General features: G+C 66.9%; 22 protein-coding genes and 1 pseudogene. 7 read left to right on the plus strand and 16 right to left on the minus strand.

Annotated features, from left to right (window positions below; translation table 11 throughout):
- Nucleotides 1-12: 12 nt before the first annotated feature.
- Nucleotides 13-564: a hypothetical protein gene (locus LRS12_RS11855; RefSeq protein ID WP_257844717.1), complete on the minus strand. Its 552-nt coding sequence runs from the start codon at nucleotides 562-564 to the stop codon at nucleotides 13-15.
- Between the two features lie 460 nt (nucleotides 565-1,024).
- Here LRS12_RS11855 and LRS12_RS11860 point away from each other — a divergent pair, with 460 nt between their 5' ends.
- Nucleotides 1,025-1,570, plus strand: a complete 546-nt coding sequence (locus LRS12_RS11860; RefSeq protein ID WP_257844718.1) for a CHAP domain-containing protein — start codon at nucleotides 1,025-1,027, stop codon at nucleotides 1,568-1,570.
- A 3-nt stretch (nucleotides 1,571-1,573) separates the two neighbouring features.
- Here LRS12_RS11860 and msrB read toward each other — a convergent pair whose 3' ends face one another.
- The 4 genes from msrB to LRS12_RS11880 form a co-directional block, all read right to left on the minus strand.
- Nucleotides 1,574-2,062, minus strand: coding sequence for a peptide-methionine (R)-S-oxide reductase MsrB (gene msrB, locus LRS12_RS11865; protein ID WP_257844719.1), 489 nt, complete (start codon nucleotides 2,060-2,062; stop codon nucleotides 1,574-1,576).
- 73 nt (nucleotides 2,063-2,135) lie between these two features.
- Nucleotides 2,136-3,365, minus strand: coding sequence for a cytochrome P450 (locus LRS12_RS11870; protein WP_257844720.1), 1,230 nt, complete (start codon nucleotides 3,363-3,365; stop codon nucleotides 2,136-2,138).
- Between the two features lie 190 nt (nucleotides 3,366-3,555).
- Nucleotides 3,556-4,788, minus strand: a complete 1,233-nt coding sequence (locus LRS12_RS11875) for an ABC transporter permease (protein WP_257844721.1) — start codon at nucleotides 4,786-4,788, stop codon at nucleotides 3,556-3,558.
- Entirely contained in the window at nucleotides 4,785-5,711 is a 927-nt protein-coding gene (locus LRS12_RS11880) for an ABC transporter ATP-binding protein (RefSeq protein WP_257844722.1), read from the minus strand. Before LRS12_RS11880 ends, LRS12_RS11875 begins: the two co-directional genes overlap by 4 nt.
- Nucleotides 5,712-5,751: 40 nt before the next feature.
- Between LRS12_RS11880 and queG the strand changes: the two genes are divergently transcribed.
- Nucleotides 5,752-6,792 carry a tRNA epoxyqueuosine(34) reductase QueG gene (gene queG, locus LRS12_RS11885; RefSeq protein ID WP_257844723.1) on the plus strand — a complete coding sequence of 347 codons (1,041 nt, stop codon included), beginning with the start codon at nucleotides 5,752-5,754 and terminating at the stop codon, nucleotides 6,790-6,792.
- Nucleotides 6,793-6,826: 34 nt separating this feature from the next.
- Here queG and LRS12_RS11890 read toward each other — a convergent pair whose 3' ends face one another.
- A complete protein-coding gene (locus tag LRS12_RS11890; protein WP_257844724.1) occupies nucleotides 6,827-7,141 on the minus strand; it encodes a hypothetical protein in 315 nt (104 codons plus the stop codon).
- A gap of 59 nt (nucleotides 7,142-7,200) precedes the next feature.
- Nucleotides 7,201-7,893 carry an EI24 domain-containing protein gene (locus LRS12_RS11895; RefSeq protein WP_308223009.1) on the minus strand — a complete coding sequence of 231 codons (693 nt, stop codon included), beginning with the start codon at nucleotides 7,891-7,893 and terminating at the stop codon, nucleotides 7,201-7,203.
- An 89-nt stretch (nucleotides 7,894-7,982) separates the two neighbouring features.
- Here LRS12_RS11895 and LRS12_RS11900 point away from each other — a divergent pair, with 89 nt between their 5' ends.
- The 4 genes from LRS12_RS11900 (at nucleotide 7,983) to LRS12_RS20020 (ending at nucleotide 11,714) form a co-directional block, all read left to right on the plus strand.
- Nucleotides 7,983-8,978: an adenosine kinase gene (locus LRS12_RS11900; protein WP_257844725.1), complete on the plus strand. Its 996-nt coding sequence runs from the start codon at nucleotides 7,983-7,985 to the stop codon at nucleotides 8,976-8,978.
- A gap of 692 nt (nucleotides 8,979-9,670) precedes the next feature.
- Nucleotides 9,671-10,258, plus strand: a complete 588-nt coding sequence (locus LRS12_RS11905) for a GNAT family N-acetyltransferase (RefSeq protein WP_257845496.1) — start codon at nucleotides 9,671-9,673, stop codon at nucleotides 10,256-10,258.
- Nucleotides 10,255-10,842, plus strand: coding sequence for an oligosaccharide flippase family protein (locus LRS12_RS20015; protein WP_308223010.1), 588 nt, complete (start codon nucleotides 10,255-10,257; stop codon nucleotides 10,840-10,842). Before LRS12_RS11905 ends, LRS12_RS20015 begins: the two co-directional genes overlap by 4 nt.
- Complete coding sequence (locus LRS12_RS20020) at nucleotides 10,839-11,714, plus strand: oligosaccharide flippase family protein (protein WP_308223011.1); 876 nt, start codon at nucleotides 10,839-10,841, stop codon at nucleotides 11,712-11,714. The genes LRS12_RS20015 and LRS12_RS20020 overlap by 4 nt, the downstream gene beginning before the upstream one ends.
- Nucleotides 11,715-11,765: 51 nt before the next feature.
- Here LRS12_RS20020 and LRS12_RS11915 read toward each other — a convergent pair.
- The 9 genes and pseudogenes from LRS12_RS11915 to hisB form a co-directional block, all read right to left on the minus strand.
- A pseudogene (locus LRS12_RS11915) lies at nucleotides 11,766-13,344 on the minus strand (amino acid permease).
- Between the two features lie 130 nt (nucleotides 13,345-13,474).
- On the minus strand, nucleotides 13,475-13,897 hold the full coding sequence (locus LRS12_RS11920) for an HIT domain-containing protein (protein ID WP_257844726.1): 423 nt from the start codon (nucleotides 13,895-13,897) through the stop codon (nucleotides 13,475-13,477).
- Between the two features lies 1 nt (nucleotide 13,898).
- Nucleotides 13,899-14,222 carry a phosphoribosyl-ATP diphosphatase gene (locus tag LRS12_RS11925; RefSeq protein ID WP_257844727.1) on the minus strand — a complete coding sequence of 108 codons (324 nt, stop codon included), beginning with the start codon at nucleotides 14,220-14,222 and terminating at the stop codon, nucleotides 13,899-13,901.
- Between the two features lie 31 nt (nucleotides 14,223-14,253).
- Nucleotides 14,254-14,448: a hypothetical protein gene (locus tag LRS12_RS11930; protein ID WP_257844728.1), complete on the minus strand. Its 195-nt coding sequence runs from the start codon at nucleotides 14,446-14,448 to the stop codon at nucleotides 14,254-14,256.
- Nucleotides 14,449-14,482: 34 nt separating this feature from the next.
- Nucleotides 14,483-15,247 carry an imidazole glycerol phosphate synthase subunit HisF gene (gene hisF, locus LRS12_RS11935; RefSeq protein WP_257844729.1) on the minus strand — a complete coding sequence of 255 codons (765 nt, stop codon included), beginning with the start codon at nucleotides 15,245-15,247 and terminating at the stop codon, nucleotides 14,483-14,485.
- Nucleotides 15,244-15,969 (minus strand): 1-(5-phosphoribosyl)-5-[(5-phosphoribosylamino)methylideneamino]imidazole-4-carboxamide isomerase, encoded by a 726-nt coding sequence (gene hisA / locus LRS12_RS11940; protein WP_257844730.1) that lies wholly within the window; start codon nucleotides 15,967-15,969, stop codon nucleotides 15,244-15,246. Before hisA ends, hisF begins: the two co-directional genes overlap by 4 nt.
- Nucleotides 15,957-16,556, minus strand: coding sequence for an imidazole glycerol phosphate synthase subunit HisH (hisH, locus tag LRS12_RS11945; protein WP_257845497.1), 600 nt, complete (start codon nucleotides 16,554-16,556; stop codon nucleotides 15,957-15,959). The genes hisA and hisH overlap by 13 nt, the downstream gene beginning before the upstream one ends.
- Nucleotides 16,553-16,861, minus strand: coding sequence for a YciI family protein (locus LRS12_RS11950; protein WP_257844731.1), 309 nt, complete (start codon nucleotides 16,859-16,861; stop codon nucleotides 16,553-16,555). The genes hisH and LRS12_RS11950 overlap by 4 nt, the downstream gene beginning before the upstream one ends.
- Nucleotides 16,861-17,448, minus strand: coding sequence for an imidazoleglycerol-phosphate dehydratase HisB (gene hisB, locus LRS12_RS11955; RefSeq protein ID WP_257844732.1), 588 nt, complete (start codon nucleotides 17,446-17,448; stop codon nucleotides 16,861-16,863). Before hisB ends, LRS12_RS11950 begins: the two co-directional genes overlap by 1 nt.
- A 105-nt stretch (nucleotides 17,449-17,553) precedes the next feature.
- On the opposite strand from hisB, the gene LRS12_RS11960 reads away from it, so the two are divergent.
- The gene (locus LRS12_RS11960) at nucleotides 17,554-18,039 is read left to right on the plus strand and encodes an SspB family protein (RefSeq protein ID WP_257844733.1); all 486 of its coding nucleotides are present in this window, start codon (nucleotides 17,554-17,556) and stop codon (nucleotides 18,037-18,039) included.
- Nucleotides 18,040-18,044: the final 5 nt, after the last annotated feature.

The raw sequence follows: 18,044 nt of genomic DNA on the forward strand, positions 1-18,044 counted from the left end.
CCGCTTGATATCTCAATTCGGCAGCGCCCCTGCCTCGACCTTCTCCACCCATTGCGGGTAGAAAGCCGGCTGGCGGTTCGACCAGCCCGACGCGGTCGCGGCGGCTTCGCTGATCGACTGGAGCAGCTTGCGGCGCAGGTCCGGGTGCAGGTGCGGCAGCGCCGCAGCCGAGCAGAAGGCGGCGGGGAGCCACGGGCGAACCTCGGCCCCGACCAGCCGCTCATACAGGAAGCGATAGGCCGAGAAGCTGGTCAGCCGACCCTGTGACAGGTCAAAGGCAGAAACGGTGATCAGCGGGGCGAGAAACGGCTCCATCGCGTCGAGCCCGCTATCGTCCGGAACGAGCGCGCGGATTTCGGGAAGCCGGTCATAGATATGCGCCTGGGCACGGATGCTGGCCGCTTCGACCACGTCGCGCGACCAGCGCTCCAGTGCGTCGTTGCGGTCGAGGCCGATGTCGAGCGCGCGGCGGATATAGCGCTGCGTCGCTGCGGCGAACCCCGCAAATTCCTTCATCTCGGCCAGGGTCATCGCCCCTTCGGCCGGCTTGCTCCGTGCACTCATCTCCTACACTCCCAACCCCACTCTATTGCCCACTCGCGATCATGCTCCCCGCATGGTTAACGACGCGATAATGTTGCGTCGTCCCGCGTTAAGCATGTGATCACAGCATACATTGCAACGCAACATGGCTGCGGCGAACCGAGTCAGCCACTTGTGGATCGTTCGCGGCGTGCGGCTTTTGCGCAACAAAACGCTGCGGGCCCGTAACATCGCGACCGATCCTGTTGTGGATGACCGGTATGTTCACCATAGGTCGCACAGGGTGCCGTTGGTCGCCCGGTCGACTGAATCCGCCACCCCTAGTATTCACCCTTAGGCCGATGTTGCGCTGCAAAAGCCGCGTTCCGCAGGTCGTCGCCCCGACGAAACGATTCATCGGATATCGCGGGGAGGGGGTGGTCAGCCCGCGACCGGCCTGCCAATCCCCATCCTAAGAGATCGGGGAAAGGGGGTTTCCGACATGTTTCAGACGCTGAAAGCGCGTTTCGCGCTGCTGGCCGTGCTTTGCCTGGCGACCATCGCCACGCCCGCCCAGGCCCAGTTCTGGCAGTGCGCCCCCTATGCTCGCGCGATCTCCGGCATCGAAATCTATGGCAACGCCCATACCTGGTGGGCGCAGGCGGAGGGCCGCTATGCCCGTGGCGAAACCCCGGTCGAGGGTGCGGTCATGTCCTTCGCGCCGACCCAGCGCATGCGCCTGGGCCATGTCGCGATGGTGTCGAAGGTGCTGAGCGACCGCGAAGTGCTGCTCACCCACGCCAACTGGTCACGCCGCGGCGGGGTCGAGAAGAACGTCATCGCGATCGACGTGTCGGAAGCCGGTGACTGGAGCCGCGTCAAGGTGTGGTTCGCCTCGAACAACGGGCTCGGCACCTCGACCTATCCGGTCAACGGCTTCATCTATGCCGACGGTGCGCCGCGCAAGGACGCGACGCCCTTCGGCAACGTCACGATCGCGCAGATCGACCTGTCGCAGTTCGGGATCGAAACCTCGCTCCAGAAGTAAGCGTCACGCCGGCCTGAATTTCAGCGCCAGCCCGTTGATGCAATGCCGTTTGCCGGTCGGGCGCGGCCCGTCGTCGAACACATGGCCCAGATGCCCGCCGCACCGGCGACAGATCACCTCGGTCCGCACCATGCCGAGCGACAGATCGCGCTTCGTCCGAACCGCATTGTCGAGCGGTGCCCAGAAACTCGGCCACCCGGTCCCACTCTCGAACTTCGTCCGCGACGCATAGAGCGGCAGCCCGCACCCGGCACAGGCATAGATGCCCGCGCGCTTTTCCCTGTTGAGCGGGCTCGATCCGGGGCGTTCGGTCCCCTCCTGCCGCAGGATGCGATATTGCGCGGGGGTCAGCCGCTTGCGCCACTCGGCATCGGTCAGGCTGAAGGCAAATCCCTTGTCGGCAGCCTCGCCCTCCTCGGAACGACATCCAAGGACGACCGCAAGCCCGCCGCCTGCAGCGGCGCCAAGCAGATGGCGGCGACCGAAACGCATCTGTGCAATCTGGGTATGGTTCCCGCAGCGACAAGTGCCGCGGCCACGGTTCGTCGTAAATTGGGTAGGGATTTTAGTAGCGGCTCAACTCCACCGGCATCGCCTTATAGCCATGGACGAAGCACGCCGACACCCGCTCGGGCTCCGCGACCACGTTCGGGCGCAGCCGGCGCTTGGCCATTTCCTCCATCAGCACGCCGATCTGCAATTCGGCCAGCCGCGCGCCGACACAGCGGTGGATGCCGTGCCCGAACGCCAGGTGGCGGCGGGCATTGGCGCGGTCGACGATGATGTCGTTGGGCCGCTCGAACACGCTCTCGTCGCGGTTGGCCGACAGATACCACAGCACCAGCTTGTCGCCCTCGCGGATCTGTTGCCCCATCAGCTCGGTATCCGCCGTCGCGGTGCGGCGCATATGCGCGAGCGGGGTCTGCCAGCGGATGATCTCCTGCGTGGCATTGGCGATCAGCGACGGATCGGCCTCCAGCTTGGCGCGCTCGTCCGGAAACTGCTCCAGCGCCCAGGCATAGGCGCTCATCGAATTGCGCGTCGTGTCATTGCCGCCGACGATCAACAAGATGAGGTTCCCCAGGAACTCCATCTGGTCCATCTCCGCCATCGCGTCCGAATGGATCATCATCGAGATGAGGTCCGGGGTCGGCTCCTTGCCCACCTTGGAATTCCACAGCGCACCGAACTCCGCCGCGCACTGGAACAGGATCTGGCGGCGCTCCTCCTTGCGCACCGGGTCCTTGGCGATCTCGATATCCCCGGCCCAGTCGGACCAATAGGTCAGCTTGCGCCGCTCCTCCCACGGAAAGTCGAACAGCAGCGCCAGCATCTGTGTGGTCAGCTCGATCGACACACGGTCGACCCAGTCGAACGTCTCGCCGACCGGCAGCCCGTCGAGAATCTCGGCTGTGCGCTGGCGAATGTCGCCGGTCATCCGCACCATCTCGCTGGGCGTAAAGGCGGGGGCAACGGTGCGCCGCTGGCCGGTATGCTTGGGCCGGTCCATCGCGATGAACATCGGCATCTTGATGTCTTCGGGCATCAAATCGGCGACGGTGATCCCGCCCGCCTGGCTGGAATAAAGGTCGGGCAGCGATTCGACCTCGACGATCGGCTTGTAAGTCGAGATCGACCAATAGGGGCCGAACGCGCTGTTCTCGCATTTGTACACCGGCGCTTCCGCCCGGAGCCTGGCAAAGGGTTCGTGCCAGATATCGTCGCGGTACAGCTCGGGCCGGGTAACGTCGAGCGGATCGACCGACGACGCGGTTTCGGGCGCAAGGGTGGCCATGACGATACTCTCCCGGATTCTGTCTTTCCGGGAGAGTGAATTAACTTACAGGAATGTCAATAGTGGGGTTGCGCGACAATCAGTGACCCTCACCTTTCCGGCGCTTCGCGCCTCCCTCCCTCTCCCAATGGGAGAGGGAAGGGGCCCGCGAGCGTAGCGAGTGGGAAGGGTGAGGGCGACCGCCTTGAGGTCAGGCAGCTACCACCGCCTTCTTCCGCCGCAGCTTCGGGCTACCCGACTGCAGCACTCCGCGCCGGAACAGTCGCGCGGCGATCGTCACGGTAATCACCACCCACAATGCCTGCCACGCCAGCGCCGCGAAATGCCGCCACAGCTCGGGCGAATTGGCCGCGCGCGCCGCCATCGCAAAGGGCGAGCTGAACGGGAACAGCTCTGCCGCGGTCGCCACCCAGCTATTGGGGCTCGCCGCCGCCGCCGAAGCAAAGCCGAACATCGCGACCTGAAAGATGGTGATCGGCAGCGACATCATCTGCAACTCGCGCTGCGTCGCCGCCTGTGCGCCGAGGCCCAGGAACACCGCGCCCAGCAGCATGTACGCCATCACGAAATAGGAGAGAAACAGCAGCACATAGGCCGTGGTCCCGACTGCAGGGCCGACATCGGAAAACGCAACAGCCAGCCTTCCCGGCAGGAACTGGCCGACATTCACCACCACTGTTCCCCAAAACAGCAGGAACAGGATCGCCACCCCGAACATGCCGAGCAGCTTGCCGAAAAACACGCTTTCCAGCGGCACCGCGGCGGCGAGGATCTCGATCACCTTGTTCGACCGTTCCTCCGCCATCGTGCCGACGACCTGTCCGGCGAGCATCAGCGAGACGATGAAGAGCGCGAACACCGTGAAGAACGCCGCCTGACCCTGACCGCTGGCCGATGTAGTGGTGCGTGAAACAACGGTCTTGGTCGCCTCGCTCAGCGGCGCGTCAGTGCCGGCGCGTTGCGCGCGCAGCATCTGGGTCGCCAGCTCCGCGAGATACTCCGCCGAACGCGGACCGTTCTGGACGTGCAGGATCTGCGGTCGCTCCAGCGGGCCATACAGCACGGCATAGGTATCGACGCCTTTGCGGTCGAACATCGCCTGCGCCTGCGCGCGCGGATTGGCGCTGGGGGCTTCGACGATCAACTTGGCGGGCTGCTCGCTCGCGCGGAACAGGCGGCGCATCTGTTTGTCGATCGCGATTGCCGTACGCGCCTGATCGCCGCTTGCGATCATTACGATGCGCGACTGCGAATCGCCGCTCTTCGCCATCGTCGCCGCCCCCAGCCCACCGACCGTGCCGAACGCCAGCATCATCAGCGGCGCGAGCAGGAAGAGGAGGAAAGTCGGGGTGAACACGGTCGCCACGAAATCGCGGCGGGCGATGGTCATCGTCTGGCGCACCAGTCGGGGAAATCCGTTCATGCCGCTGCCGCCTCCTCAAGCGCCTTGGCGCCGACGATCCGCACGAACACGTCGTGCAGGCTCGGGCGCTCGATCGACAGGCCCGAAATCCCGTATCCCGCGTCGATCAGCTTGACCAGCAACGCCTCGATCCCCTCGTCCGGCATGGTGAAGCGCCAGCCGCCGTCGCCATCCTCCACCGCATCGGCGGGGAGCAAAGCGGCGATGCCAGCGTCATTGTGATGCGGCACATAATGCGCCTTGTGCGGCATCGTGCCGCGCGCGTCGGCCATGCTGCCCTCGAACCGCACCTTGCCGCCGGCGATGATCGTCAGCCGGTCGCACAGCCGCTCGGCATGCGCCATGACGTGCGTCGAAAACAGGATCGTCGCGCCGCGATCGCGCTCGGCCAGGATCAATTTCTCCAGCCGCTCCTGATTGACGGGATCGAGGCCCGAAAAGGGTTCGTCCAGCACCAGCAAATCGGGCTGGTGCACCACCGATCCCAGCAGCTGGACCAGCTGCGCCATGCCCTTGGACAATTTGCGGATCTTCTGGTCGGTGGCATGGCCCAGCCCCGCCGCCTCCATCAGCTCCACCGCGCGCTTGCGCCCGGTCTTCCAGTCCAGCCCGCGCAGCGCCCCCATGAAGGCAATCGCATGCGTCGCCTTCATGCTGGGATAGAGGCCGCGCTCCTCGGGCAGATAGCCGACCCGGTCGCTCATCTCGCGCGGGCGCTCGCTGCCCAGCATCGTGCGCTCCCCGTCATCGGGCTCGATGATGCCCAGCAGCATCCGCAGCGTCGTTGTCTTGCCCGCGCCATTGGGCCCGAGCACGCCATAGATCATGCCCTTGGGCACGGCGATATCGACGCCATCGACGACGCGGCGGTCGCCGAAGCGTTTGACGAGGCCATGGGCGGTAACCGCCAATTCGTGATGCAACTGGAATCCCCTCGCTTGGCTTACCGTGGTAGCGGGGGTGATGCATGAGCGCAAGGCACTCGAATCCCTAATCCGCGAAAAGGCCGCTGAACTCGGTTTCGCCGCCTGTGGCTTTGCGTCGGCGGACGCTGCGCCGCTGGCGGGGCAGCGCTTGCGCGAATGGCTCGAACAGGGCCGTCATGGCGACATGATCTGGATGGAGGAGCGCGCGCATCACCGCGAAAGCCCCGCCGGTCTGTGGCCCGCGGTGCGCAGCGTGATCGCGCTCGGCATGAGCTACGCCCCCGCACTCGACCCACTCGCGCTGGAAGGGCAGGGGGATCGCGGTCGCATCTCGGTCTATGCGCAGGGCGCGGATTATCATGACGTGGTGAAGAAGGCGCTGAAGGCACTCGGCCGCTGGCTGGCGCAGGAGGCTGGCTGCGATCTCAAGGTGTTCGTCGACACCGCCCCGGTGATGGAAAAGCCGCTCGCCGAAGCCGCTGGCCTTGGCTGGCAGGGCAAGCACACCAATCTGGTCAGCCGCAGTCATGGCAGCTGGCTGTTTCTCGGCGCGATCTACACAACGCTCGATCTGGCGCCCGACAATCCGGGCCGCGACCGCTGCGGATCGTGCGACGCGTGCCAGCGCGCCTGCCCGACCGACGCCTTTCCCGCGCCCTACACGCTCGATGCGCGGCGCTGCATCTCGTACCTGACGATCGAGCATAAGGGGCCGATCCCGGAGGAGTTCCGCGAAGGCATCGGCAACCGCATCTATGGCTGCGACGATTGCCTCGCGGTCTGCCCGTGGAACAAGTTCGCGCAGGCCGCCGCGCGCAACATCGCCTTCGCCCCCCGCGCCGAACTCACCGCCCCCGAACTCGCCGACCTGCTCGCGCTCGACGACGCCGGGTTTCGTGAGATCTTCTCCGGCTCCCCGATCAAGCGCATTGGCCGCGACCGCATGGTCCGCAACTGCCTGATCGCGGCGGGGAATAGCGGCGACGCGGGGTTGCTCGGCGCGGTCGAATCGCTGCTGGACGATCCCGACGAAGGGGTTCGCGACGCTGCGGAGTGGGCAAGGGCGCGGCTTCTCTAAAGCCCTCCCCTTCAGGGGAGGGGCCCAATGGACCCTACCGCCCCGTCCGTGCCGCCCGGATCGCCGCCGCACAGCTCGCCTGGTCGATCGGCGCACCGTCGCGCTGGCGCGTCTCGGCAAAGGTCACGACCGCCTCGCCGCGCCCCGACTTGGGTGGATACAGATACGCGTCGAGCACGCAGATCGGCCCACCGAACTGCAACTTGCGTGCGCTGCCCTCGGTCACGTCGAGGATCGGGCGGCCGAACTGGGCCATCAGGGCGTTGGCGCTCACGCCCATCACGGTCGTCAGCGCGGCCATCCCCGGCTGGGGCACCGGCACCGGCGCGGCGCGGCTGGGCGGCGGCACTGCGCCGCCCCCGCCACATGCGGACAACAGGACAAGGGCGGCACCTGCCGCAATAGCTCTCACTTGGGTTTTCTCCGGTGGAACATATGGGTCGCCATCGCCGCACCGACGATCGGCGCAATGAGGTTGGCGAACGGGATGAAGAACAGTCCGGTCCCCGCCGCGCCGGTCGCGAACCGTGCCAGCCGGGTGGTGCCGCGCCAGCGCTGGACCTCGCCCGCCGGCATATGCCGCACCGCAACCATATCGCCCAGATCGCGACCGAGCAGCCAGCTGTTGACCAGGAAAAAGGCGATCGCCGTGCCGACCCCGGTGACCAGCAACAGCAGATAGAGCGGCGACAGCAGGAGATTGACCAGCAATGCACGCCCCGCCGATTGAAGGCCCATCGCCGCCGACCGCGCGAAGCTCAGATTGCGTGCGCCCGCGAAGCGTGCGGGATAGTGCTTCGCCTCGACCGCATGAACCACTTCGTCCGCGAACACCCCGATCACCGCGATGGCGACGATGCGGAACAACAGCCATGCGCCGAGCAGCGCGATCAGGATCGCGGTCGCCGCGGCCAGACTCGCCATGCTCTGGCTGGCCGCGAAATAGCGCGCGACGAGCTGTTCTGTCCCGAACCACAACCCCGCGCCCAGCGCGGCAAAGATCGCCAGCGTCACCAGCATCGACTTGGCGAACACCGCGACGATGCGCTTGTCGAACAGCTGGCCGATCGAAAGAAGCAGCGCCTGGACCATATTGGACATCGATGCGGGGGCATGTCCGCCAAGTCAACGCAGTTGCGCCGCCCCGCGCTGCACTATAGGCGCGCACCATCTATTTCCCGGAGACAGAAGTGACCGCACCCACCCACGACGTCGTCGCGATCGGCAACGCCATTGTCGACATTCTGGCCCAGGCCGAAGACGCCTTCATTGAGGAGATCGGCGTCGCCAAGGGCTCGATGCAGCTGATGTTCTCGCCCGAAGAGGCCGACGCGCTCTATGCCAAGATGGGCCCGGGGCGCGAGGTTTCGGGCGGTTCGGCGGCGAACACCGTCGCCGGCATGGCCGCGCTCGGCAGCCGCACCGCGTTCATCGGCCAGGTCGCCGACGACCAGCTCGGCCAGGTGTTCGGCCACGATCTGCGCGCCGCCGGCGTCGCGTTCGACACCGCCGTCCGCGCGGGCCAGCCGACCACCGCGCGCTGCCTGATCTTCGTGACGCCGGACGGCCAGCGCACGATGAACACCTTCCTCGGCGCGTCGCAGTTCCTGCCCGAGGCCGCGCTCGACCGCGACCTGATCGCGGGCGGCGCGATCCTGTATCTCGAGGGCTATCTGTGGGATCCGGAAGAACCGCGTCAGGCGATGCGCGCCGCGATCGACATTGCGCGTGGCGCGGGCCGCAAGGTCGCCTTCACTCTGTCCGACGTGTTCTGCATCAGCCGCCACGGCGACGATTTCCGCGCGCTGATCGCGGAAGGCCTCGTCGATATTCTGTTCGCCAACGAGAATGAGCTGCTCGCGCTGGCGCAGCTCGAGGACTTCGACGCGGCGGTGGACAAGGTCGCGGCGCAGGTCCCGACCCTCGTCGTCACGCGCAGCGAGAAGGGCGCGATTGCGGTGCAGAACGGTGCACGCGTCGCGGTCGCCGCCGAGCCGATCGAGCGCGTCGTCGACACAACCGGCGCGGGCGACCTGTTCGCTGCGGGCTTCCTCCACGGCCAGGCACAGGGCTGGGACGTCGACAAGTCGCTCAAGCTCGGCGCGGCGTGCGCGGCCGAGATCATCTCGCACTACGGCGCACGGCCGGAGGCGAATTTGCGCGAGGTGGCCGCGAAACTCGGCTGATCCCGATCGAGGCGGGGTCGCTTACCTTCTGTCAGCTAATTGTCGGTACTTCTCTTCCAAAGCGGGAGGGAGGACCATGCAACAGCCGCGCAGAGCAGACACGCCCGCGCGCTTGGGATCCGGCGTTCGCGTCGCTGCCTATGACGGCGTGCCCGGGATGATCGACGCGGTCGCCGATCGCGCCGACCCGACGCATCGCTTCCTGCGTGCCGCCTGGTATCGTGCGGCGACGCAGGGTGGCACGACGACGCTCGTCGCAAGCCGCGACGACGGTACCGTCATCGCCGCAATCCCGACGACGCCCGTCGGCCCGACGTTGATCGGCGCGCGCAGCGTTCCAGGCAGCTATTGGCCGTTCCGGTCGATTTCCCTGGACCCGGACGCCAGCGACGCCGAACTGGCGGCGATCTTCGCCGATCCCATTGCCATCAACGCGCTCGGCCCGGCATGGCGGGTCGGTCCGGTCTATGCCCGCGATCCCGTGACGGTGCGGATCAAGCGCACTGCGGCGATGGCGGGGTGGACGGTGCTGACTCGCGAACTGGGGCGTGCGTTCCTGTTCGACAACGCGAATCCGGACGGCTGGCCGCGCCGCTCGACCCGACGGCGCCTGACGAATTACGAGCGTCAGCTGGCACAGCAGGGGGGAGATTTGCGTCCAGCATGTGACCGGTGCGGACTGGTCCGCGACGGTGCTGGAGGAACTGGCCGCGATCGAGGCCGCGAGTTGGGTCGGCCGGGCCACCGACCACACGGGGGCCAAATTCATTTCCGACGAAAAGCGGGCGGGCTGGCTGGCCGCGGTCAACGATCCGGTCCTGGCGCATGCGCTGTCTGCGACGATCCTGCGGGTGGGCGGAGCACCGGTGGCGTTCTCGTTCGACCTGCAATGCGACACCGTCCAATATGGTATCGCCAGCAGCTATGACGAACGGTTCGCGGCGTTTCGGCCCGGGAAGATCGTCACCGCTTATCAAATCGATCAGGCGCGGGCCGCCGGTGTCACGACGATCGACCTGGGCGCAGGCGATTCGGGATACAAGCGGGAGATGGGCGCCGAGATCGGCCCGGAGATACTGGACCTTCTGATCGTGCGCAGCCGATCCGCCGCATCGCTGCTGCGACTGCGCTGGGGCAATGAATCTCAGATCGCCCGCGACGCCTATCTCGCCGCGTCGAAGGTACGCGATGCCGGGCGCGAGCGCGGGGACCGGAGTCGGCTCGAAGCGTGGCTGGCGATGGGTGCATTGGCGGCGGCGGCGCTGACCTTCGCCGAATGAGCACGGCAGCGACCGCTGACGGAAAGACGCTGGCGCAGCAGGTGCGCGCCGCCGTGGCATGGCGATCGGGCAGCCAGCTGGCCGCGCAACTCGTCGCATGGGGCACGACCTTTTTGGTCATTCGTCTGCTCGACCCCAGCGATTACGGACTGTTCGCACTGACGCAGACGGTGCTGGTGCTGCTCAACCTGATGAACGGCTACGGCATCGCCAATGCGCTCATCCGCCAGGAACAGGTGACGCGGCGCGACCTGCGTCAGGCGCTCGGCATACTCGTCCTGCTCAATGGCGGTCTTGCGCTGGTTCAGTTCCTGGCGGCACCGCTGGTGGCGAACTTTTATGGCCAGCCGCAGGTCATCGATTTGCTGCGTGTCCAGTCGCTTCTGTACCTGGCGACGCCGTTCCTGGCGCTGCCCTATGCGATACTCAGCCGCGCGATGGATTTCCGGCGGCAGGCACAGGTGCGCGTCCTCGCCTCGCTCGCCGGGGCGGGCACGGCGCTGGCCTGCGCCTTGTCCGGCTGGGGGATATGGACCCTTGTGGCGGCCCCCTGGCGCTCTTTTATGTCGAGGCGATCGGGATGACGATCGCGGCGCGGGCGTGGCTGCTGCCCAGCTTCGACCTGCGCGGAGCGGGGCCCCTGCTTCGGTACGGCGGCGCAATGACGGTGGTGCAGTTCTTCTGGTTTCTGCAGAGCCAGTCGGACATCTTCATCGGCGGTCGCTGGCTCGACCCGCACATGCTCGGCGTCTATTCCACCGCTCTGTTCCTGACCCAGCTGGTCGCGACCAAGTTCGTGCCACCGCTCAACGAGGTGGCGTTCGCGGCCTATTCGCGCCTCCAGGCCGGCGAAGGGGCGGCCGGAGCTGCGTTTCTGCGCGCGGTGCGGCTTGTGATGCTCGTCGCGCTGCCCGCCTATGCCGGGATGGCGGCGACCGCCGGGCCGCTGGTCGAGACAATGCTGGGGCCGAAATGGATCGATGTTGCCGCGCTGGTGCCGGTGCTGGCGCTCGCCATGCCGATGCTGACCCTGCAGATCCTGTTTGCGCCAGCCACCAATGCGCGTGGCTTTCCGGGGATCGCGGTGCAGATATCGGTGGCGGGCGGGCTCATCCTGCCGTTCGCCTTCGCGATCGGGATCGGCATGGGCGCGATCGGTCTGGCTTGGGCGTGGGTCGCCGGGATGGCTGTATTGCTGGCAGTTACTGTCTGGCACTCCGCCCCCGCGATCGGTGTCGGGACGGATCAGGTCGTGGCGGCGGTGATGCCCGCGTTGGTGGCGGCGATCGCGATGGGACTGTGCGTGGCCGGGGTCGCGGCCTTGCTTCCGCCCATGCCGGCCCCTGCCGCACTGGTCGTGTTGATCGCCGTTGGAGTGGCCGCCTATGGGGGGCTGATGCTCGGCTTCGCGCGAGGCGCGGTGGGTGAAGCCGTTACGCTATTGCGGGGCGCATGAAAAAGGGGAGGCCGTGGCCTCCCCTTTCGATGTTGGCGAACCGTCCGGCGCTTAGTGGGTGCCGGGGGTGTGCGGTTCGATTTCCGTGACCGCCTCGACCTCGTGGCTCTCCACGATGCCCTTGCCCAGGTGGCTGCGGCTGCGGCTGTAGAGGAAGTAGAACACCAGACCGATGACGGCCCAGATCGGCAGCACCAGCATCGCCTCGAGCGGCAGGTTGAGGAACAGGAACACCGTCCCGGCGATCGTCGCCGGACCGATCAGCCACAGCATCGGGGTCCTGAACTTGCGCGGCGTGTTCGGCGCGGTCTTGCGCAGGATCATCACTGCGATCGCGACCATCATGAACGCATAGAGCGTACCGGCATTGGCGATGTCAGCGAGCTTGCCGACCGGCAGGAACGCCGCAGCGACTGCAACCGCGCCGCCGGTGATGGCGGTGATGACGTGCGGGGTCTTCCACTTCGGGTGCACCTTGCTCCACGATCTCGGGGAGCAGGCCGTCGCGGCTCATCACGAATGCCACGCGGGTCTGGCCGAACAGCAGGATCAGGATGACCGACGGCAGCGCGACGAAGGCGGCAATGCCCAGCATGTTGCCCACGCCCGACCAGCCGATCTGGCGGAGAACATGTGCCAGCGCCTCGTTCGAGCAGACCAGCGGCAGCGCGTCGGCGGCATAGGTGGCGCACTGGCGCGCCAGTTCTTCCGACCCGGCGGGGAAGGGGACGCCGTTCGGACCCATGATCGGCTGACCGCCGACGGTGCCGACCGCGCCTGCGGCGACGAGGATGTAGAAGACGGTACAGAACAACAGCGATCCGATCAGGCCAATCGGCACGTTGCGCTGCGGGTTCTTGGTTTCTTCAGCGGCGGTGGAGACCGCGTCGAACCCGACATAGGCGAAGAAGATCGTCGCTGCGGCACCGACCGCGCCCAGGCCCGATCCAAAGCCGCCGAACACGCCGGCGGGCAGGAACGGGTTGAACTTGTCCATCGAGAAATACTCGCTGGGCAGGGTCAGGACGATGAATGCGGTCAGTGCGGTTACCTTGATCGCCACCAGGATCGCGTTGACGCGCGCGCTCTCGGTGGTGCCGATCATCAGCAGCCAGGTGACGAGCAGCGCGATCACGACGGCGGGCAGGTTGATGAACCCGCCCTCGACGCCGCCCAGCGCCAGCGGCGCGCCGGCGAGGAAGGCCGGAAGCTGTATCCCCAGGAACTCGTTCAATATCGTTCCTGTGAAATAGCCGGACCACCCGACCGACACGGCGCTTGCCGCCACCGCATATTCCAGGACCAGTGCCCAGCCGACGGTCCAGGCGAGCACCTCGCCCATCGTCGCATAGGTATAGGTATAGGCGGACCCCGCGACCGGGATCATCGCCGCGATTTCGGCATAGCAGAGTGCCGCGACGATGCAGATCAGCCCCGCGATCGCAAAAGCGAGCATCAGGCCGGGACCGGCCTTTTGCGCGCCCGCAGCGGTGAGGACGAAGATGCCCGTCCCGATCACGCAACCGATGCCGAACAGGGTGAGCTGGAACCAGCCCAGCGAGCGATGGAGCGATTTCTTCTCCGCCGTCGCCAGGATCGCGCCGAGTGGCTTAACGCGCCCGAATGTCATGTGAAGGTTTCCCCCTTGGCGGTGCCGGTTTGTCCGGTCACCGCTGATACCAATGGCGCGGGAGCCTAAACGCAAATCACTGGCGCGCAATCCCCCAATCGCGCGGTTCGTCGCGGGGCCAATGGGCGAATCACCCGATCGCGTCGCCGCGCGCGATCATCGCGTCCACCGTGCCGGGGTCGACCAGCATCGGGCCAAGCTTGCGCCCGGCAAAGAGATGAACGTGCAAATGCCCGATTGTCTGGTGCGGATCCGCCCCGGTATTGGCGAGCAGCCGATATCCCGGCGCGACCAGCCCGGCGTCGCGCGCCACTTTGCCAACCGCGCGGACAAATCCCGCAATCTCCGTATCGCTGGCCTGTGCGGTAAAGTCGTCCCAACTGACATAGGCGCCCTTGGGGATCACCAATATGTGCGTCGGCGCGACCGGCGCGATGTCGGGAAAGGCGAGGGCGAACTCGTCCTCATAGATGCGCTTCGCGGGAATTTCCCCGCGCAGGATCTTTGCAAAGATATTCTGGTCGTCATAGGGCCGGGTTGCGTCGACGGGCATCTCAACTCTCCTTGCGGCTCGCCTTTTCCTCGATCCCCGACACCCCCTCGCGCCGCGCCAGTTCGGCGCGGACGTCGTCGAGGCTGAGGTCCATGTCGGCGAGCAGGACGAGGAGGTGGAAGATCAGGTCCGCCGCCTCACCGGTCAGCCCCTCGCGGTCGTCCTGCACGGCGGCGATCGCGGCCTCGACCGCTTCCTCGCCCAGCTTTTGCGCGATCTTGGCGCGGCCCTTGGCGGTCAGCTTGGCGACATAGGAGGATGCTGGATCGCCCGTGCGGCGGGCGCGGATCACGGCTTCGAGCGTGGAGAGGATATCGTCGGCCATGGCTGCGCAGTCGGTCAGCCGCGCGCCGGTGTCAATCCTGCGAACCGCCCTCACGCCGCGCCCGCGCTCGGCGCCGCATCGCGCGCTGCGCCAGCCACAGCCCGCCCGCGGCCATCGCGGCGAGCGCCAGATCCGACAATTCGGGCATCGTCCGGCGGCTGATCTCGCCGCTATGCGCGGCAAGGGCAGGGGCGGTGGTCAGCAGCAGGATCGCGAGCGTGCGCATCAGGAGAGCCTAGCGCGCATCGCTGTGCGAAGCGTTAATGCGCCCGCACCGGGATGCCCGCGCCCGCCAGCGCGGCATGCGCATCGGCAATGCTCGCCTGGCCAAAGTGGAAGATCGATGCGGCCAGCACGGCGCTGGCGTGCCCCTCGACGATGCCGTCAACCAGATCGGCAAGCCCGCCGACCCCGCCCGATGCCACCACCGGCACGCGCACCCGATCGGCGATGGTGCGGATCAGCGGAAGGTCATAGCCGTCGCGCGTGCCGTCGCGGTCCATCGAGGTCACGAGCAACTCGCCCGCGCCGAGCCGGGCAAGGTTGAGCGCATGCTCCACCGCGTCGATCCCGGTCGGTTTGCGCCCGCCATGGGTGAACACCTCCCAGCGACCCGGCTCCACCTGCCGCGCATCCACCGAGGCGACGACGCACTGGCTGCCCATCTTTTCGGCGATGTCGGCGACCAGCTCGGGTCGCGCGACCGCCGCGCTGTTGACCGCGACCTTGTCCGCGCCTGCCAGCAGCAGCGCACGCGCATCCTCCACGCTGCGCACCCCGCCGCCCACGGTCAGCGGCATGAAGCACACTTCGGCGGTGCGGCGCACGACATCCAGGATCGTGCCGCGCGCCTCATGGCTGGCGGTGATGTCGAGGAAGCAGAGCTCGTCCGCCCCGGCGGCGTCATAGGCGCGCGCCTGCTCGACCGGATCGCCGGCATCGACCAGATCGACGAAGTTCACCCCCTTGACGACCCGCCCCCCGGCGACGTCGAGACAGGGAATGACGCGCGCGCGGACGGTCATGCGGCGGCCCTGATCGCCTCGGCCAGGTCGAGCCGCCCGTCATACAGCGCGCGACCGGTAATCACGCCCTCGATTCCCCGCTGCCCGGCAAGGGCATGGATATCCTCGATCCCGGCCACGCCGCCGCTGGCGATCACGGGAATCGAAACCTCCGCCGCGAGCGCCACGGTCGCCTCGACATTGCAGCCCTTGAGCAGCCCATCGCGCCCGACATCGGTGAACAGCAACGCCGCGACCCCGGCATCCTCGAAGCGATGCCCCAGCTCGGCGACCGATACGGTCGAAACATCCGCCCAGCCCTTGGTCGCGACAAAGCCGTCGCGTGCATCGACCGCCACCACCACCCGGCCCGGATAGGCCGCCGCGCTCTCGCGCACGAAATCGGGGTCTTCCAGCGCCGCAGTGCCGATCACCACGCGGGTCACCCCCATCTCGATCCAGCGCTCGACCAATGCACGGTTGCGGATGCCGCCGCCCAGCTGGACCTTGCCCGAAAAGCGATCGACGATCGCCGCGACCGCGACGCCATTGATCGATTCGCCCGCAAACGCGCCGTCGAGATCGACGACATGCAGCCACTCGGCCCCCGCCTGCGCGAACAACGCGGCCTGTGCGGCGGGATCGTCGCCATAGACGGTGGCGCGGGTCATATCCCCCTCGGCGAGGCGGACGACCTGTCCGGCCTTGAGGTCGATGGCGGGAAAAACGATCACGGAGTCCACCTCAAAAAACGTTCGAGCAACGCCAGCCCGTAGCGCTGGCTCTTTTCGGGGTGGAACTGCACCCCCAGGATATTGTCGCACCCGATCGCCGCGGTGACCGGCCCGCCATGCTCGGTGATCGCCAGCACGCCGCTACCCGAATAGGCGAAGCTGTGCAGGAAATAGGCCTCGCCCGGCTCGATCAGCGGATGGGGCGATAGCGGGGTGACGTCGTTCCACCCCATATGCGGCACATGCACCTGCGTCGCGGGCAGTTCACGCACCACCCCGTCCATCCAACCGAGTCCGTCATGGCTGCCATGTTCTTCGCCGCGCGTCGCGAGCAGCTGCATCCCCACGCACACGCCCAGAAACGGCGCGCCCTGTTCGAGCACGCGGCGCTCCATCGCGTCCACCATCCCGGGAATCGCGCGCAGCCCCGCCGCGCACGCGCCGAATGCGCCGACGCCGGGCAGGACGATGCGATCGGCCCGCGCCACGACATCGGGATCGGCGGTCACCGCGATGCCGCTCGCGCCCGCCGCCTTCAGCGCATTATGGACCGAATGGAGGTTGCCCGCGCCGTAATCGATCAGCGCGATGCTCATGCCAGCAGCGGTGCCCACTCGTCGGCAGCGAAGCTCGCGGCCATTTCGATCACCGTGGCGCTGGCCACGCCGGAGGTGACGAACGGGTCGGTCGCGGCCAGCGCTTCGACTTCGGCGCGATGCCCGCGGCACAGGATGACCCCGCCGGTGCGAGGCACCTGACGCCCGGCGAGCAGGAGCAGCCCGGCGTCGAACCCCCGGGTCAGCCATTCGACATGCGGTGCCAGCTGCGCGTCCACCGCCGCTTCATCCGCCAGATACTCCAGCAGGATCACGCAGACCGGTGCCGCGTCCAGCCGCGCCATCACAACGTCCCCTTGGTGGAGGGAATCGCATCCGCCTTGCGCGGATCGATCTCGATCGCCTCGCGCAGCGCGCGGGCCAGGCCCTTGAACGCGGCCTCGGCAATATGGTGATTGTTGCTGCCGTACAGCGTCTCGACATGCAGCGTCAGCCCGGCGGTCTGGGCGAAGCTGTGGAACCAGTGTTCGAACATCTCGGTGTCCATCTCGCCCAGCCGTTTCTGGCTGAACTCGGTCTTCCACACGAGGAATGGCCGCCCCGAAATGTCGAGCGCGACGCGGGTCAGCGTCTCGTCCATCGGGCTCAGCGCATCGGCGTAACGACGGATGCCGCGCTTGTCGCCCAGCGCCTTCGCCACCGCCTCGCCGATCGCAAGGCCCGTGTCCTCGACCGTGTGATGCTGGTCGATATGCAGGTCGCCGACGGTTTTCACGTCAAGGTCGATCAGCGAATGGCGCGACAGCTGCTCCAGCATATGGTCGAAAAAGCCGATCCCGGTGGAGATCGTGTAGCTGCCGGTGCCATCGAGGTTCACGGTCACGTCGACCGATGTTTCGCTCGTCTTTCGGCTGATCGTCGCGGTGCGCATGGGCAGGCTCAATAGCGGCTGTGCGGGCCGGTGCAATGATCGCAACGCTTGGGCCGCCCCGCAACAAATCTTGACCACCCCGCTGGCGGCGCTAGGTCAGGGCATATGACCGGCAATGTACCTGACAGTTTGATTCCCTATGACGAGATCGTGCAGGAGGCCCTGCGCGCGGTCGTCGGCCGGGTGCTGGATCAGGTCGCTGCGACCGGCGCGTTGCCCGGCGCGCATCATTTCTACATCACGTTCAAGACGCGCGCGCCCGGCGTGGACATTCCCGACCGGCTGATCGAACGCTTCCCGGACGAAATGACGATCGTCCTTCAGCATCGTTTCTGGGACCTGAAGGTCGACGACAACCGCTTCTCGGTCGGCCTCAGCTTCAATCAGATCCCGTCGATCCTGACGATCCCGTTCGCCGCGATCACCGGATTCCACGACCCTGCGGTCAATTTCGAGCTGCGCTTCCAGGCCGCCGAGGACCCCGACGGTCCCGAGCCGCATGACGAGGCCGAAAATGACGAACCCCCCGTCGCGACCCCGGTCGAGGACGGGTCGAACGTCGTTGCGGTGGACTTCAAGCGGAAGAAGTAATCCGG

The organism is Sphingomonas sp. J344 (assembly GCF_024700005.1).
Taxonomy (GTDB): Bacteria; Pseudomonadota; Alphaproteobacteria; order Sphingomonadales; family Sphingomonadaceae; genus Sphingomonas.

Coding starts and splice junctions, on each gene's coding strand:
- LRS12_RS11855 (WP_257844717.1), bottom strand. CDS start 564: ATGAGTGCACGGAGCAAGCCGGCCGAAGGGGCGATGACCCTGGCCGAG.
- LRS12_RS11860 (WP_257844718.1), top strand. CDS start 1,025: ATGTTTCAGACGCTGAAAGCGCGTTTCGCGCTGCTGGCCGTGCTTTGC.
- msrB (WP_257844719.1), bottom strand. CDS start 2,062: ATGCGTTTCGGTCGCCGCCATCTGCTTGGCGCCGCTGCAGGCGGCGGG.
- LRS12_RS11870 (WP_257844720.1), bottom strand. CDS start 3,365: ATGGCCACCCTTGCGCCCGAAACCGCGTCGTCGGTCGATCCGCTCGAC.
- LRS12_RS11875 (WP_257844721.1), bottom strand. CDS start 4,788: ATGAACGGATTTCCCCGACTGGTGCGCCAGACGATGACCATCGCCCGC.
- queG (WP_257844723.1), top strand. CDS start 5,752: ATGCATGAGCGCAAGGCACTCGAATCCCTAATCCGCGAAAAGGCCGCT.
- LRS12_RS11895 (WP_308223009.1), bottom strand. CDS start 7,893: ATGTCCAATATGGTCCAGGCGCTGCTTCTTTCGATCGGCCAGCTGTTC.
- LRS12_RS20015 (WP_308223010.1), top strand. CDS start 10,255: ATGAGCACGGCAGCGACCGCTGACGGAAAGACGCTGGCGCAGCAGGTG.
- LRS12_RS20020 (WP_308223011.1), top strand. CDS start 10,839: ATGACGATCGCGGCGCGGGCGTGGCTGCTGCCCAGCTTCGACCTGCGC.
- LRS12_RS11920 (WP_257844726.1), bottom strand. CDS start 13,897: ATGCCCGTCGACGCAACCCGGCCCTATGACGACCAGAATATCTTTGCA.
- LRS12_RS11925 (WP_257844727.1), bottom strand. CDS start 14,222: ATGGCCGACGATATCCTCTCCACGCTCGAAGCCGTGATCCGCGCCCGC.
- LRS12_RS11930 (WP_257844728.1), bottom strand. CDS start 14,448: ATGCGCACGCTCGCGATCCTGCTGCTGACCACCGCCCCTGCCCTTGCC.
- hisF (WP_257844729.1), bottom strand. CDS start 15,247: ATGACCGTCCGCGCGCGCGTCATTCCCTGTCTCGACGTCGCCGGGGGG.
- hisH (WP_257845497.1), bottom strand. CDS start 16,556: ATGAGCATCGCGCTGATCGATTACGGCGCGGGCAACCTCCATTCGGTC.
- LRS12_RS11950 (WP_257844731.1), bottom strand. CDS start 16,861: ATGGCGCGGCTGGACGCGGCACCGGTCTGCGTGATCCTGCTGGAGTAT.
- hisB (WP_257844732.1), bottom strand. CDS start 17,448: ATGCGCACCGCGACGATCAGCCGAAAGACGAGCGAAACATCGGTCGAC.
- LRS12_RS11960 (WP_257844733.1), top strand. CDS start 17,554: ATGACCGGCAATGTACCTGACAGTTTGATTCCCTATGACGAGATCGTG.